The 16,555-nt window shown below is 54.0% G+C and carries 4 protein-coding genes and 1 pseudogene; 2 read left to right on the forward strand and 3 right to left on the reverse strand.

Annotated elements, in window-relative coordinates; genetic code table 11:
* Positions 1–197 precede the first annotated feature (197 nt).
* The 3 genes and pseudogenes from EZMO1_RS26275 to EZMO1_RS27395 form a co-directional block, all read right to left on the reverse strand.
* A complete protein-coding gene (locus EZMO1_RS26275; protein WP_061509577.1) occupies positions 198–13,214 on the reverse strand; it encodes a retention module-containing protein in 13,017 nt (4,338 codons plus the stop codon).
* Positions 13,215–13,581: 367 nt separating this feature from the next.
* Positions 13,582–13,998: pseudogene (locus tag EZMO1_RS27390) on the reverse strand (IS1595 family transposase); the annotation flags it as partial.
* Positions 13,937–14,536 (reverse strand): IS1/IS1595 family N-terminal zinc-binding domain-containing protein, encoded by a 600-nt coding sequence (locus tag EZMO1_RS27395; protein WP_201772238.1) that lies wholly within the window; start codon positions 14,534–14,536, stop codon positions 13,937–13,939. The pseudogene EZMO1_RS27390 and the gene EZMO1_RS27395, both read right to left, overlap by 62 nt.
* Positions 14,537–14,751: 215 nt before the next feature.
* Between EZMO1_RS27395 and gloA the strand changes: the two genes are divergently transcribed.
* Both gloA and mltC read left to right on the forward strand, forming a co-directional pair.
* Entirely contained in the window at positions 14,752–15,159 is a 408-nt protein-coding gene (gene gloA / locus EZMO1_RS15870; RefSeq protein ID WP_201772208.1) for a lactoylglutathione lyase, read from the forward strand.
* 185 nt (positions 15,160–15,344) lie between these two features.
* Complete coding sequence (gene mltC, locus EZMO1_RS15875; RefSeq protein WP_034877278.1) at positions 15,345–16,463, forward strand: membrane-bound lytic murein transglycosylase MltC; 1,119 nt, start codon at positions 15,345–15,347, stop codon at positions 16,461–16,463.
* Positions 16,464–16,555 lie beyond the last annotated feature (92 nt).

Raw genomic sequence — 16,555 nt, forward strand, 5'->3', positions numbered from 1 at the left:
AAAGCCCTTGCAAGACTTGTCACCTGTGAGCCTATCTGCAGGCCTTATTTGCCAAGGCCTTTCGCTTAATGTCGTCCCTATGAACAACCATTGAGCCGCGAAATGAAAGATAAATATTGTCGTTAATACTTAACTTCATTCACCAGTACATCATCGGGTTGTTCAGGGCACCATTGCTTTTTACTGTGCGGGAGTCACTAACTGCTGGAGCCGTGATCCAGATTGTTGTTATTCATCAGGTGATTAAGAATATCGGCATCGGTGCTACCCAGAGCAAACAGGTCAACATCCTTGAAAGTGACTTTCTTCGTGACATCGCCATTGGCGGTGTCACTGATCTCCATCACGGTATCATCGCCACTGCTGACAAAATGGAAATGCTCATCAAGGTCGTCATTGGGATCCACCAGAATATCATCCAGCTTCAGCATGTCGCCCTCATCGGTATTGAAATCGGTGATAATCAGTTCAGAGGGGTTTTGCGCTGTGCCGCTGGCATTGAAATCAAAGGTGTCGGCACCCAGGCCCCCGGTAGCGGTGACGTCGTCATGGTCAATGGTGAAAATATCGTCCCCGATATCGCCAATCAGGGTATCCAGGGCATTACCGGAAGCATGGCTGAAACCCGCCATCCGGTCACTGATGGCACTCACTGCGTTGCCATCACTGTCGCTCAGGCTGCTGCCGGTGTAGCTGAACAGCAGTTGCCCTGAGTTATCGATCTGCGAACCATCAAAGGTCACGGTGACTTCCTGCCCATTCACACTGACATTAGTCACCAGCCGGTTGCTGCCATCAACCCTGACACTAAAGTCAGAGGTCGAAGGCGAGCCGGAAAGGACTTCAGAGAAACCCAGTACCAGCTCATTATTTGAGGCAAGGGATGAAGTCAAATCAGGCGCTTTCAGGTCCGATTCACTGACGCTGCCAGAAGACAGGGCATCCGTAGTCGCCACGTTACCAGCCAGGTCCCTGATAAATCCGGCCGCAATATCCACTTCATCGTTACTGTAATCACCACCGGAGTTGGTCTCGATACTCTCAGCCTTGGACGCTGCCAGCTCAATAATGAGTGTGCTGTTATCCACCACTTTGGCAGACAGCACATCGTCTTCACTGAAGCTCTCGGTCAGCGAGCCATTCACCTGGTAACTCAACTTGCTCCAGTCCAGCACCAGCCTTAATTCGGTGCTGTCCGCCGGGGCGTTGGCACTGAGAATACCATTAAAGCCTACCCCATCAAGTACCAGCATATTGGTATCGGGATCATACTGGGCCGATGATATCGTCGTGGCCGGAGCGGTAGTATCAATATGAATCTCTTTGCTTCCGGCCAGTGTGTCTTCACTGTCCAGACTGCTCACAACAGCGGAAGACACATCCACGGTGCCATTATTAGGGCCACCGCCCCCGTAAAAGCGGCCACCGTTGTTGTTGATACTGACAACATCCAGATCATTCACCGAGTCCCCGGCCTGGACGGTATAGGAAAAATTAAAGACCCTGGCCTTAGTACCACCTGATTCCACCAAGGTTGCCGTCTGGCCATTGTTCAGGGTTAAGGTCGGCGTGCCGCTGGTGGTATCCACAATCACCTTCTGATTGAAACTAACGGTGATATTAATAACGTCACCTGCCTTATAGATACCACTTTCAGAGGTTGAATTAATATCTTTCAATTCAGTTGCAACTTTTGAATTAGAGCCATCCCATGAATCCTGATACAAAGCTTGTTTTGAAACCTGGAAGGTTGAAAGATTACCAGCACTGTCTGCCAACCATCCGGCATCAATCTGGATGTCCATGTCCTGATTGTCTCCCTTGCCATTTATATAGTTAGCGAAATACGAGTAACCCTCCCAGCTTATCCAGTTTTCCAAGCCAGAGTCCGTGAGCTTTAGAACTAATCTACTAGTCATGCTGGGGTGAACTATAAAGCTATCAATGTCGTTATCCTTAAAAAAGTAGCTTGTTGGATTACCGAAGTCGTCCGTTCCTGAAAGAACCATTTTTGACCAATCAATATCGTATTGGCTAGCAAGATTTTCCCCTTGAGTCAAGAAACTGTGGTCATAGTCCAGGTCAATGACGAAAGCGTCTGTTCGGTAGCGGACTTTATCTATATCAAATTGGGGAGAGGTAGTATCGACTTGAATATCCGATTGACTGGCCAGCGAATTAATATCGTTGCCAGTGGGCAGGCTCGTTGTATCCAGATCATTTCCGGCCCGGTCCTGTATGCTGGCACCTGACAGTGAAATACCTGATACATCCAAGTCAGTCTCATTTTCCCCCCCCGAAACCAAGTAATTAAAAATCAGGCGATCCGTTCCGGAGCCACTGGCGTAGGTGGCCTGGCCTCCACTGTCCAGATTCAGGACCGGGGCACCGGTTACATCGACCACCTCGTTCATGGCGACTTCGATCTGAATCAGCTTCCCTTCGTTGTAGTCACCGTCCGGCGTGAGGCTCCTGATTTGCTGGATTTCCGGTGCTGCCACATCCACAATGGCAGTGCCCGTCTGTGCCAGCGCATCGCTGCTGTCCACTGCCGGCAGGGTAGTTATCATCCCGTTCCCGGCATTGTCAATGACCATCGTACCTGCAGGAATGGAGAGCGAATGGGTGGCACTGTAATTCAGGCCGCCACTGGTTTCACTGTTGCTGTTACTGACGGTATAGATAAACTTCAAGGTATCGCTGCCGGCACCACTCTCGTAATACGCCGTGGCGCCATTGTCCAGCAGCAGGCTCGGTTTGGTCTGGTCATCGTTGGCGTTTACTCCGGTGATGTTCACCACCTCACTCAGCGCCAGCAAAATCACTACCTCATCCCCCGGCTTGTAACTGCCGGGTTCCTCCAGACTCACCCGCACCACGGTCGGGGCCGCACTGTCGGCATAGTCCAGAGTCAGGTCACTGGTCGAGGCGGAGCTCTCGTTACCCGCCAGGTCCCGCAAAAAACCGGCCTGGATATCAAGGCCGTCTGCGGCTCCCTTGTAGCCAAAAGCACCCTCCAGCTCGGCGGCCTTGGCATCGTCAAGCTGGATGGTCAACATGTTATTGCCCGCCAGCCTGGCCGAGACAATGTCGTCCCCAGAAAAAGTGATGTTACGGGTGATGTCTCCATCCGCGTCGATGTCAATGACTAGTCTGCTCCAGTCCAGTCGGCCAGAAATATCACTCGTGGCACTTTCTTCACTGTTCAACAGCTGGTCAAAGTCTGCACCCTGAAGCAACAGCTGGTTGTTGCTTTCGTCGTAGGCAGCACCGGAAATGGTCGTTGCCGGGGCATCGGTATCCACCACGATTTGGCTGTTGGCCGCCAGGGATTCGGCGCTGCCTGTGGCGGGCAGGGTCAGGGTAACGTTATTTCCGGCACCGTTGACCAGGGAGCTGGCTGCCGGAAGGCCGAACAAACTGTTACTGAATGTCAGCGAACTGGTATCCCGGTAGTTAAGGTCATCAATGTTTTCCCCGGCGGTTATCGTATGCCGGAACACAAATTCCCGGGTACCGCTACCGGAGACATAGCCTGCATTACCACCATAAGGGTCGCCCTGACTGGGCAGCTTGTCATTGAGCAACAATAGCAGCGGGTCATTGTTGGCGTCGTAGTTCTGCAGTGTGACTTTTTCGCTGAACCGGACCCGGATCAGAATCTCGTCACCGTCATTATAGTTACCGTCGGCAGTATCGGCACTGACACTGACCACCGCTGCACCGTTAGTGGTGACGCTGACCGCTTCATCCGTCAGGGCATCGGTAGTGGAGCGGTTGCCCGCCCGGTCTGCCATAAAGCCCTCGGCAAGGCTCAGGGTCATGTCGCCATTGGTGGTGCTGAAACCGTTATTATCCAGCACCTTGTTAACGCCCTCGTCAATAACAATCTCCACCTGGTTGTTGTTAATCACTACCGAGCGGATGTCGGACTGCTCAAGGCTAACGCTGTCAACGCTGTTATCAGGTTGCCTCAGCCCAAGGGTCAGCCGGCTCCAGTCAAAGCGTGACAGATCATCTCCCTGCAAGCTCAAGCCTGCAGACTCACCACTGCCCAGCAAGGTATCAAAACCGCTGCCAATGATCGTCAGCTTCTGGTCGTCCACACCATCGGGAGCCAGGTTCACGCCGGTAATCGAGACGTCCGGAGCCGTACCATCAATCATCAGGTCGCTCTGGCCGGCCAGCGAGTCGCTGTTGCCCGCTACAGGCACCGCCAGCACCGCCGCATTGCCTGACAGATCTTTGATGGTGCCACCATTCAGTTGCAAGGCGCTGGCACTGAGTACATCCAGGTCCGATGCCTCATCCCCCACCTGCACGGTATACTCAAACACCAGTTCCTGGGTGCCAGAGCCGGAGCTGAACCGGGCGGCGGTGATATTGTCACCGGTCCCCATCAACAGTACCGGCATGCCTGTCACCTCCACAGCCTCGTCAAAGCTTACCTGCAAACGGATAACGGAACCAATCGCGTACTCCCCGTCCGCCGTCAGGCTGGTGATGCCGGTGACTGTTGGGGCAATGCCGTCAGGGGGCAAGATAAAAATTTCCACACCCGCACTGTTGCTGTCGTTCATGGTGTTACCGGCTGCGTCCTGGAAGAAGCCGTCGCTGGTAATCCGGATCAGGTCCTGACCGTTGTCATTGCCAAAGCCTGAAGTCGCGCGCAGGGTCGACAGCTTGCCGGCACCTATCTTGATGGTCAGTTGCTGGTCATTCACCGCCAGTGCCGAGTCGATATCCGACCGGGTGAAGCCGATATCCGTATGACTGCCACTGTTGTCCACAACACGCCAGGACAGTTTTGACCAGTCCAGCCTTCCAGTCAGGTCCGTATCCGTCGCTTCGCCTGGCGAGAGCAGCGAGCTGAAACCACTGCCCGACAACACCAATATCCCGGCCGAACTGGCCGAGCTGCTGCTGATCCCGGCAGTGGGTGATACGGTATCAATCCTGATGTCACCCTGTTGGGCAAGGGCTTGCGAAGAATCCAGTGCCGGCAGAAGCAGGTCGGCATTATTGTTCAACAGGTCAGTGATCGTGCCACCGTTCAAATCCAGTGCCGAAGTGGATAACGCATTGAGGTCGGCGGATTCATCCGGATTATTTACCGTGTAGGTAAACAACAGGGTGTCCGTTCCCGAACCACCGCTGTAGGAGGCAAGCCGGTCCACGGTACCGGTTTCCAGTTGCAGGGTGGGCTGTCCGGTCACCTCGACCCGCTCGGAGAACTGCACCTTGACGGTAATGGTATCACCATCGCGATACCACTGATCCGGGTCATCACTGTAGAGGCGCAATACTTCGGGGTTGCCCTCGCTGTTGGTCAAGTTGGTGACAGAAAAACTCGAAACCGTCGACCCGTCATTGCCCACCAGGTCCTCAACCCGGTCATTGTCCGGGGCACTGTCAGCGGAGGGCGGATTGTAGTCCAGGGAGACCTCCTGCCCGTCTGTGACGGCTCCGGAGAGGGTCAGGACGATTTGTCGACCATTGATGGCAAGGCTGCTGACCGGTTCACTCTGCCCGTCTACAGAAATGCTGAACAGGGAAGGGTTGATGGTGGCATCGTGATTAAGTTCCTCACTGAAAGTTAAGGTCAGCGTATCGCCATCGACCTCGGCACCCGAGAGGCTGGGCGAGATGGTGTCGGTAATATTAGTGACAGTTACATCGCCATGGCTGAGGGCGGCGGCATCAAATCCCCGCAGGTCTTCGATCCGGTCATTGTTGCTGCCGCTATCAAGACTTGACGGGCTATAGCTGAAGGTTACCGATTCCCCGTCTGCCACTGCACTGGCCAGCTGTACGGTCACCTGGTTGCCACTGACCGTGGCACTGCTGACCGATCTGCTGGTACCGGCGACCTCAACGTCAAGAATGCCCGTCAGGCTGGCACTTTCATTCAGGTCTTCCGAGTAGGTCAGGGTCAGGGTGTCACCATCCACCAAGGCACTGTTGAGGGTCGGTACGGATGTATCAGTATTGTTTTCAGCCACTGTATTGCTGAAGCCGCTGCTGTCATTGCCCTGGTCATCCTGGACCGGACCTCCGCCATTATTGCTGGCATCGGCCACACTGTAGGACAACCGGACAATGTCAGCATCGGCCACTGCACTGTCGAGGGTCAGGGTCACCCGGCTGCCGGAAATACTGACGCTGGATACGGTACGGCTGCCACCGCCCACCAGGGACACAGTGAATGCACTGGCATCGGGAACACTGGCTGGATCAAGGTCCTCGCTGTAATCAATCACCAGCTGGTCGCCCTCCACTGTCATGTCCTGGCGAACCGGGGCGGAAACATCGGGGGTCACTGTGGCAAAGAAACTGCTTAATGCCGCAAAAGGATTAATCCCCACCTGTTCCTGTATGGGACTATTGCCCGGTGTATAATCAAGCTCAACAGCACCCCCTGTCGTGACCGCTGTGTCGAGGCTAAGGCGAATCTGGGTATCGTTGAGGTAAGAGACATTAAGAATATTGACTGCACTGCCATCAATGGCCACATCAAAGTCGGCAAGGTCAGGAATACTATCCCTGTCCATATTTTCACTGAAAGTCAGTACCAGGTTCTGGGTGTTGGCTACGATTTCAGCAGAGGACAGCATAGGAGCAGTACCGGAGAAGGTGACGGTTGAAGTGTCCGTTGTGACATTACCAGCACTGTCGGTCTGGGTAACCGTTATATCCAACTCGCCATCAGACAGGGTGCTGACATCCAGCTCACTGCCTGTCAGGCTCCAGGTGCCATCCACATCAGCCGTGATGCTCGTAGAGACAGTGGCAGCCGAAGAGTCCTCTATAACGACCTGAATGGAAGCTCCGGGTTCGCCCACACCAGAGATCAGAACGGCAGCTTCTTCGGCAGCACTGATCTGGTTATCGCCCATTATGTTGTCATCTATCGCAATGGTGCGGGTCAGGATCAACTGCCCATCACTTTGAAGTTGCTCGATGATTTCCTGATTCGTATTGCCCAGGGACGACAGGTCAGTATTTTCCAAAACAATCTGCTGCACCACATCACCACCGGCAGTAGTGCTGACATCAATTATGGTATTACTACCTTCCAGACGAAACTGGATAAACTGGTCAGCCGTAGTGTTTTCCTCACCAGTGAGCAGGGCGTGCAAATCGAGAATATCGCCACCGGCACCGACGGAAAAATCAGTAATGCGATCAACAGCCGGAGCTGCCGCAGTACCTTCATCGCCAGCCTGCCAGACCAGACGGTCCCTGCCGGCACCACCAGTGAACCGGTCATCGCCTGCTTCCCCCCTCAGAACATCTGCGCCTGCTTCACCGTAGATCAAGTCAATACCACTGCCACCGGTTACAGTATTATCCTGTGCATCCCCACGGCTGACATCCGCGCTGTAGGTGGTGGCAGAGCTGGCCACACCGCCAGCTTCCGTTGATGTGACACTGATATTCAGCGGATCACCGTTATTCAATGTCAGTGAGGGCGTAAAGCTCCAGTTACCATCGCTGCCAACCGTTGCACTGTAGCTGTTACTGTTAATGGTGAAATTGAGAGTGGCATCCGGCTGACCGGTACCGGTCATCACAGGCTGGAAACTGCCATCAAGCTCAACCGAGTCAATTTTGGGTGGTGTATAGAAGTCAATGGTATGGATGCTGCTCTCCAGTGTACCATCACTCACCTTAAAGCCCAGACCGCCGTGGTGACTACCACTGATGCTGGCATCAGCAGTAAATACCAGACTGGCAATATCACTGGCACTGACGACCTGGTTAATGGTGACAGCACTACCATTCAGCGTCAGGCTTCCCGTAGCGGGCAGTGCTGTCAATGTAATAGAGGCCAGGCTATCCCCGGAATCCACATCGCCGAACCCGAATTCAGCGTGGGTAAAGGTATGTTGTCCCGCCTCACTAAGACTGAGGTTGTTGTCCGCTGCGGTGGGAGCATCATTGCTGCCATTGATGGTAATGACGATATCGTGGGTGGTGCCGTCCAGGGACTGCACCGTCAGGGTCTCGGTCAGGCTGTCACCGTCACCCAGCGCCTGGATGGCCGACTGGCTGTTGTCCGCCGAGTAGCTCCAGTGGCCGTTGTTATCAATCGTCAGCGAGCCGTAGGTGCCGGTGACGGTTTCACTGGTAAAGCTGGCCTCGCCATTGTCCACATCGGTCACACTCAGACTGCCCGTGGTCGTCAGGGTGCTGCCAGCATCCTCGGTGATACTGCCGGTGTCCGTGCCAGTGATCACCGCCGCATCATTGCTGCCATTGATGGTGATGACGATATCGTGGGTGGTGCCGTCCAGGGACTGCACCGTGAGGGTCTCGGTCAGGCTGTCACCGTCACCCAGCGTCTGGATGGCCGACTGGGTATTGTCGGCCGAGTAGCTCCAGTGACCGTTGGTGTTCATGGTCAGCGAGCCATAGGTGCCGGTGAGGGTCTCGCCGGTGAAGCTGGCCTCGCCAGTGTCGGTATCGCTGATTGCCAGGGTACCGGAGGCAGTGAGTGTGGAAGCATCGTCTTCAGTCACCGCACCGGTGTCCGTGCCAGTGATCACCGCCGCATCATTGCTGCCATTGATGGTAATGACGATATCGTGGGTGGTGCCGTCCAGGGACTGCACCGTCAAGGTCTCGGTCAGGCTGTCACCGTCGCCCAACGCCTGGATAGCCGACTGGCTGTTGTCCGCCGAGTAGCTCCAGTGACCGTTGGTGTTCATGGTCAGCGAGCCGTAGGTGCCGGTGACGGTTTCACTGGTAAAACTGGCCTCGCCATTGTCGGTATCGCTGACCGTCAGGGTACCTGAGGCAGTGAGTGTGGAAGCATCGTCTTCAGTCACCGCACCGGTGTCCGTGCCAGTGATCACCGCCGCATCATTGCTGCCGTTGATAGTAATGACGATATCGTGGGTGGTGCCGTCCAGGGACTGCACCGTGAGGGTCTCGGTCAGGCTGTCACCGTCACCCAGCGCCTGGATGGCTGACTGGCTGTTGTTCGCCGAGTAGCTCCAGTGGCCGTTGTTATCAATCGTCAGCGAACCGTAGGTGCCGGTGAGGGTCTCGCCGGTGAAGCTGGCCTCGCCAGTGTCGGTATCGCTGATTGCCAGGGTACCGGAGGCAGTGAGTGTGGAAGCATCGTCTTCAGTCACCGCACCGGTGTCCGTGCCAGTGATCACCGCCGCATCATTGCTGCCATTGATGGTAATGACGATATCGTGGGTGGTGCCGTCCAGGGACTGCACCGTCAGGGTCTCGGTCAGGCTGTCACCGTCGCCCAACGCCTGGATAGCCGACTGGCTGTTGTCCGCCGAGTAGCTCCAGTGGCCGTTGTTATCAATCGTCAGCGAGCCGTAGGTGCCGGTGACGGTTTCACTGGTAAAGCTGGCCTCGCCATTGTCCACATCGGTCACACTCAGACTGCCCGTGGTCGTCAGGGTGCTGCCAGCATCCTCGGTGATGCTGCCGGTGTCCGTGCCAGTGATCACCGCCGCATCATTGCTGCCATTGATGGTGATGACGATATCGTGGGTGGTGCCGTCCAGGGACTGCACCGTGAGGGTCTCGGTCAGGCTGTCACCGTCACCCAGCGTCTGGATGGCCGACTGGGTATTGTCGGCCGAGTAGCTCCAGTGACCGTTGGTGTTCATGGTCAGCGAGCCATAGGTGCCGGTGAGGGTCTCGCCGGTAAAGCTGGCCTCGCCATTGTCGGTATCGCTGACCGTCAGGGTACCGGAGGCAGTGAGTGTGGAAGCATCGTCTTCAGTCACCGCACCGGTGTCCGTGCCAGTGATCACCGCCGCATCATTGCTGCCATTGATAGTAATGACGATATCGTGGGTGGTGCCGTCCACGGACTGCACCGTCAGGGTCTCGGTCAGGCTGTCACCGTCACCCAGTGCCTGGATGGCCGACTGGCTGTTGTCCGCCGAGTAGCTCCAGTGACCGTTGGTGTTCATGGTCAGCGAGCCGTAGGTGCCGGTGACGGTTTCACTGGTAAAACTGGCCTCGCCATTGTCGGTATCGCTGACCGTCAGGGTACCTGAGGCAGTGAGTGTGGAAGCATCGTCTTCAGTCACCGCACCGGTGTCCGTGCCAGTGATCACCGCCGCATCATTGCTGCCGTTGATGGTGATGACGATATCGTGGGTGGTGCCGTCCAGGGACTGCACCGTCAGGGTCTCGGTCAGGCTGTCACCGTCGCCCAACGCCTGGATAGCCGACTGGCTGTTGTCCGCCGAGTAGCTCCAGTGGCCGTTGTTATCAATCGTCATCGAGCCGTAGGTGCCGGTGATGGTTTCACTGGTAAAGCTGGCCTCGCCATTGTCCACATCGGTCACACTCAGACTGCCCGTGGTCGTCAGGGTGCTGCCAGCATCCTCGGTGATACTGCCGGTGTCCGTGCCAGTGATCACCGCCGCATCATTGCTGCCATTGATGGTGATGACGATATCGTGGGTGGTGCCGTCCAGGGACTGCACCGTGAGGGTCTCGGTCAGGCTGTCACCGTCACCCAGCGTCTGGATGGCCGACTGGGTATTGTCGGCCGAGTAGCTCCAGTGACCGTTGGTGTTCATGGTCAGCGAGCCATAGGTGCCGGTGAGGGTCTCGCCGGTGAAGCTGGCCTCGCCAGTGTCGGTATCGCTGATTGCCAGGGTACCGGAGGCAGTGAGTGTGGAAGCATCGTCTTCAGTCACCGCACCGGTGTCCGTGCCAGTGATCACCGCCGCATCATTGCTGCCATTGATGGTAATGACGATATCGTGGGTGGTGCCGTCCAGGGACTGCACCGTCAGGGTCTCGGTCAGGCTGTCACCGTCGCCCAACGCCTGGATAGCCGACTGGCTGTTGTCCGCCGAGTAGCTCCAGTGGCCGTTGTTATCAATCGTCAGCGAGCCGTAGGTGCCGGTGACGGTTTCACTGGTAAAGCTGGCCTCGCCATTGTCCACATCGGTCACACTCAGACTGCCCGTGGTCGTCAGGGTGCTGCCAGCATCCTCGGTGATGCTGCCGGTGTCCGTGCCAGTGATCACCGCCGCATCATTGCTGCCATTGATAGTAATGACGATATCGTGGGTGGTGCCGTCCAGGGACTGCACCGTCAGGGTCTCGGTCAGGCTGTCACCGTCACCCAGCGCCTGGATGGCTGACTGGCTGTTGTCCGCCGAGTAGCTCCAGTGACCGTTGGTGTTCATGGTCAGCGAGCCGTAGGTGCCGGTGACGGTTTCACTGGTAAAGCTGGCCTCGCCATTGTCCTCATCGGTCACACTCAGACTGCCCGTGGTCGTCAGGGTGCTGCCAGCATCCTCGGTGATACTGCCGGTGTCCGTGCCAGTGATCACCGCCGCATCATTGCTGCCGGTAATGGTCACGGTCACCGCCTGGTCCACGCTGCCGCCCTGGCCGTCGTCGACGGTGACCGTGTAGGTCTGGGTCAGGGTCTCGCCCGCCGCCAGGTAGTCGAGGTCGGCGTCGTCAACGCTGAACTGCCAGTCGACCCGGCCACTGCCGTCGCCCTGGGTGTCGTCCGCCACGGTCGCGCTCAGGCTGCCCAGGTAGCCATTGGCCGCCGCACTGACACTGACACTCTGCTGGTCCGCCAGGTCGACATCGGCGACGGTGAACGAGCCGGTGTCGGTCAGCTGGCTGCTGTTCTCGCCCGCGGCGCCGTCGCCCAGCTCGGCCACCGCCCCGGCCACGTCGGTGGCGCTGCTGATGGTGGGTGCGTCATTGAAACCTTCAATTGTCATTGACGCAGTCTGGCTAACCATTCCCCCATGACCGTCATCGACTTGATAGCTGTATTCAAGGGTTTCCGACTCTCCTGCCGCCAAATGGTTATAGGCGGATGAATCCAGCGACAAGCTATTGCCATCCTCCGAGATACTGATCCCCACCGGATCACCGGCAGTGAGCTGGAGATTCACAACATTTAAGGTGTCGGTCTTATCAACATCGCTGGCACCTGCCAGTAAATCAATACTCTGTGATAGCGAACCCTGGTCAGTTCTCAATAAAATTGCATCTTGAACCACCGGGTAATCATTACTTCCTGCCAGAGTGATGGTGGCGGTCTGGGTAATGAAATCTCCCTGTGAATCCGTGACACGGTATTCGTAGGTAATGGTTTCCGTCTCTCCAACGGCAAGGTAGTTATAAGCTGCCGGATCAATAACCAGCTCTGAGCCTTCTTCAGCCACACTGATGCCGACTTCATTACCAGAAGCCAGGCGCAGGCTGGTAACAGACAGTTCATCGGTCAGATCCTTATCACTGGCTTTTTGCAAAAGATCCAGACGAATGCCGGAGTCATCCTGGTTTGCATCAAGAACAAGCGGGGCCTCCACTTCAGGTGTATCATTAACACCTTCTACCGTGATATCAATGGATGCCTGACTTATGTTTCCCTGTGAATTGATTGCCTCAAAAACAAAAGTAACTATCTGGTTTTCACCAACCGCCAGATAATCAAAGTCTGATTCCGGCCTGAACTCAAAAGAGCCGTCACTGTTAATAGTTATTGAGCCTGCTTCTGGTGCAGAAACCAGTGAATAGGTCATTGTGCCGCCAGCACCACCACTGTTATCTGTCGCATACAACTGTCCCTGAAGGACCGGTGCATCTTCATTGCTGACCAGTGAGGATGCCTGAGCTACAGGCTGGTAAGAAATGACGACAGGCTCTGTAGACCCTGCCTCATCTTCGGGATCCTGTTGTTGAAAAGTGGTGTTGGCAGACCTGTTGTCACTGGCAGCAAAGATCTCTGAAGACTCCGCAATGGCTCCCTGATCTGTCTGGGCATCACTTTCACGCCTGATAACGGGCATGTCCGGAGGAGCACGCCGGGACTCTGTCTGGTCAGGGCTTCTTTCTTCAGAAGCTTCTTCTCCTGCTGCAGAAGCTTCTGCAACGACACTAGGGTCAGCACCTTCGGCAACAGCATCCTGAACATCTTCATCAGCCAGCTCTTCATCGGTTTCAGTATCCTGACCGGACACCAGGCTATCAGTCAGTACAAGCGGTTGCTGACCACTCAGTTCCAGAACCTGGTTATTGGCTGTTGTAATTACAACGGGATCACCGTTTTCTGAAATTACCCGGTCATTAAGAAAAACCTTGTCCCCTGGTTCAAGAATTTTTTGGGTTCCATCCGGTTTTGTGACAATGACTTTGCCTGATGCTGCTGTGATCTCACCAATAGCAGGCGTAGAATCTCCTGAATTCATATTTTTGTACTCTCTCTGAATCCTGTGGGGCAGCGGAAAGTCGATTTAAGTACTGTGCAATAAAATTAAACACAGAATAAGGCGAATTCCCTTCGCTCCTATATTATTCACTGATGTTACGCACCTTAAACGAAGGAATCAGGGCTACAGAGCAATGACCTCGTTCGGAAATCTTGATGATTCGTAGAGGGTGCGTAACTCCAGTTATTCATGAATAATCGGTTTATAAGTCTCAGGATAGTCACAATACTGCGACTGTGGACAGTTTTCAGATGGGAGCGACCATGAGAGAAAACTGCGATAACAGAGAAGCCTGAACCTCTATGTTCGCTGCTAACTCTCTTGGCTCTTATCGGATTCCAGACTGCTACGTAACCAGCAAGCTGATTAATGGTTGAAGTAACCCTTTACCCCGGATTCCGGCGTTATGAACGAACTCAAAGAAGCCGAGGTACAAAGGTAAGCTTTCCTGAGAAATCCCCCTGTGAGGTCTGAGCCATGAACGGAGCAATGACCAGAAGCCTTCCATGGTGTTTACGTGTACTTCATAAATACCATCCTTGTCATCATCCCGGGCGTACTCGCTTTTACCATGACAGACAGATTTATGTTTGTAACCCCACTCTTCAAGGGAGTTGTAAATGCTGTATTCATCAGTGTAAGTTTGGGTTCCCTTGGCTACATGCTTCGTAATGAAAGGCTTTATGGTGGCTTTTCGAACATTATCCAGCATGTTGATAATGACCTGACCTCCTCGCTGAATCATTCCCAGAACGGGAGGCTTGTCTTTTTCGAGAGTTCCTCTGCCCGGAGCTCCTTTTAATCTTCTTTTTCGGGGAGGGCGCGATAGATTTTTTTAAAGCTTCAGGATGTCCTTTGTGACCTGCGACGATGTACACTTCGTCGAACTCTACCTCTCCCTCAAGAGTAATGTCAGGCTTGCGTTTAACGACAGAGGTTCGCAACAAGGTTGTCATTACATGTACATCACTCAGTGAAAGGTCAAGTTCTTTAGAAATCTGGCTGTTGGAAACATTGAGTCCCATCAGGTACAGACAGGAAACCCACACCTTAAGAGGCTGATGATGCCCAGCAAAGACAGTATTAGTCAGGTCATCAAAGTAGCGGTCACAATGTTTGCATTGATAGTGTTGGCATTCAGTTTGTACCGTGTCATGCCCGTTCTTTTTTACATGGCCTGAATCACAATGGGGGCAATGAACCACCCCGTCAGGCCAGCGGTTTTCACGGATCATTTCAAAGCAAGTTACATTGCTGATGAGTTCTGAAATTTTACAAATATTCACTGCGTGATCAGCCATTCGCAAGATTTTGATGAAGTGTAGCTCAGCAGTCTGGAATCCGATAAGAGCCTTAAGTTATTGGTCTTTTGGTGCAGGAGTATACCTCGTCTCCTGCACCCTTTTTTACGTCAATTATTCCCCACCTTATTCCTTCTGATTTAGCTGCATCTATTTTAAAAGCATCACAGAGCCTTTAGACTTTGCCCTTTCTTTAAATTGAACTGGAGTGCCCTGTGCGAGTTCTACACACTATGCTGCGTGTTGGCGATCTGGATCGTGCCATTGCTTTTTACACCGACGTCCTCGGCATGAAGCTGCTGCGAAAGCACGATAATGAAGAATATAAGTACACGCTGGCGTTTGTTGGCTATGCCGATGAATCCGAGCAAGCCGTCATTGAACTGACCTACAACTGGGGTACCGACAGTTACGATCAGGGCACTGCTTTTGGTCATATTGCCATTGGTGTTGACGACATTTACGCCACCTGCGACACCATCCGTGCCAACAACGGCAACATTACCCGCGAGCCGGGCCCGGTACTTGGTGGCAGCACGGAAATTGCTTTTGTTACCGATCCGGACGGTTATAAAATCGAGCTGATCCAGATGAAAGGTGCCACCAAAGGTCTTAAAGGCTAGTGGCTTTCTGTAGGTTGGGACGAACGAAGTAATTCCCAACATGGGAGTTTAATGCTGGTCACTGTGTTGGGAATCACTTCGTTCGTCCCAACCTACGTTACAAGTCACACCCTGAAAACAGTTTTTATCTCTTTTTTACCGGAAATGGCTAACTCAAAGCCCATTGCCAGGGATGCGCAAGTTATATGACCCTAAAGCGTTTACTGCTTCTTCCTTTTATTATTGTTATTCCATTTTTTTCCGGCTGTTCCAGTGACGCCAGTAAGGTCGTTGTACGAGAGCTATCGAATACTAACCCAACTTGGGTCGATACCATCCGGAATATCGAAAAAGACGAAATAGCCTTTGAAGCACTGGTACGAATACTGGCACGACAGGCGCGCAGCCACTGGGGCGATGAAAGACAGGCGACCAATAATGAGTACGTGAAGTACACCAACAACTATCGCACCCGGGTCTTTATTAACTTTGAAACCGGCAAAATACATGTCGAGACCCTGGATCAGCAAGATCTGCGTCATGCCATTATTGTCACCCTGCTGACACCTTATGACCCCGATAAAGTAGACCTGTTCAGTGACAGAGCCATTGAACTGGGTGAAGAACCCATGTTGTACGGGCAGGTTTTAGACCATGAGAACCAGCCTATTCGCTGGGAGTGGCGCGCAGGCAACTTTGCCGATTACCTGACAACTCACCGCCAGACCACCCGCAGCAGTCGCCGGGGTACCATCTATGCGGTGGATATTGATCTGGTTAACAACCACTTAGAACAACGACAGTATCAGTACGCCAACATCGTACGACAGCATTCCAGTAAATATAATGTGGATGAGAGCCTGATCTATGCCGTCATGCGCACCGAAAGCTCTTTTAATCCTTACGCAGTCAGCCCGTCCAATGCCTACGGATTAATGCAGATTATTCCTGCCACAGCGGGACGGGATGTATTCCAGCGTTTGAAAAACCGCAACGATCAGCCAACCAGGGAATATCTGTTCCAGCCCTGGAACAATGTCGATACCGGCGTCGCCTATCTGCATCTGTTGCAAACCCACTACTTGAAAAATGTTCAGGACCCGCTGTCCAAGCATTATGCGGTCATATCGGCCTACAACGGCGGCACAGGCAATGTACTGAGAACCTTCCACTCGGATCGTGGCAGAGCCATGGAAATCCTCAACAGTATGCAGCCCGAACAGGTGTACTGGGCACTGACCCAGCGACACCCACGAGAAGAATCAAGAAATTATCTAAGAAAGGTAACCACAGCCCAAAAAGATTTCTATAAGGGCGATGTGTAGGTTGGGACGAGCGAAGCGTTTATGCCCTTCAGGGTAACCTCCCAACACGGTGACTCCGACAAAGCCACCGTATTAAAGTCAGCTTCACTGCG

Source organism: Endozoicomonas montiporae CL-33 (assembly GCF_001583435.1).
GTDB classification, from domain to species: Bacteria; Pseudomonadota; Gammaproteobacteria; order Pseudomonadales; family Endozoicomonadaceae; genus Endozoicomonas_A; species Endozoicomonas_A montiporae.

Bases quoted from the DNA above. Each gene is read 5' to 3' on its own strand.
- EZMO1_RS26275 (WP_061509577.1), bottom strand. From the start codon at position 13,214: ATGAATTCAGGAGATTCTACGCCTGCTATTGGTGAGATCACAGCAGCA.
- EZMO1_RS27395 (WP_201772238.1), bottom strand. From the start codon at position 14,536: ATGGCTGATCACGCAGTGAATATTTGTAAAATTTCAGAACTCATCAGC.
- mltC (WP_034877278.1), top strand. From the start codon at position 15,345: ATGACCCTAAAGCGTTTACTGCTTCTTCCTTTTATTATTGTTATTCCA.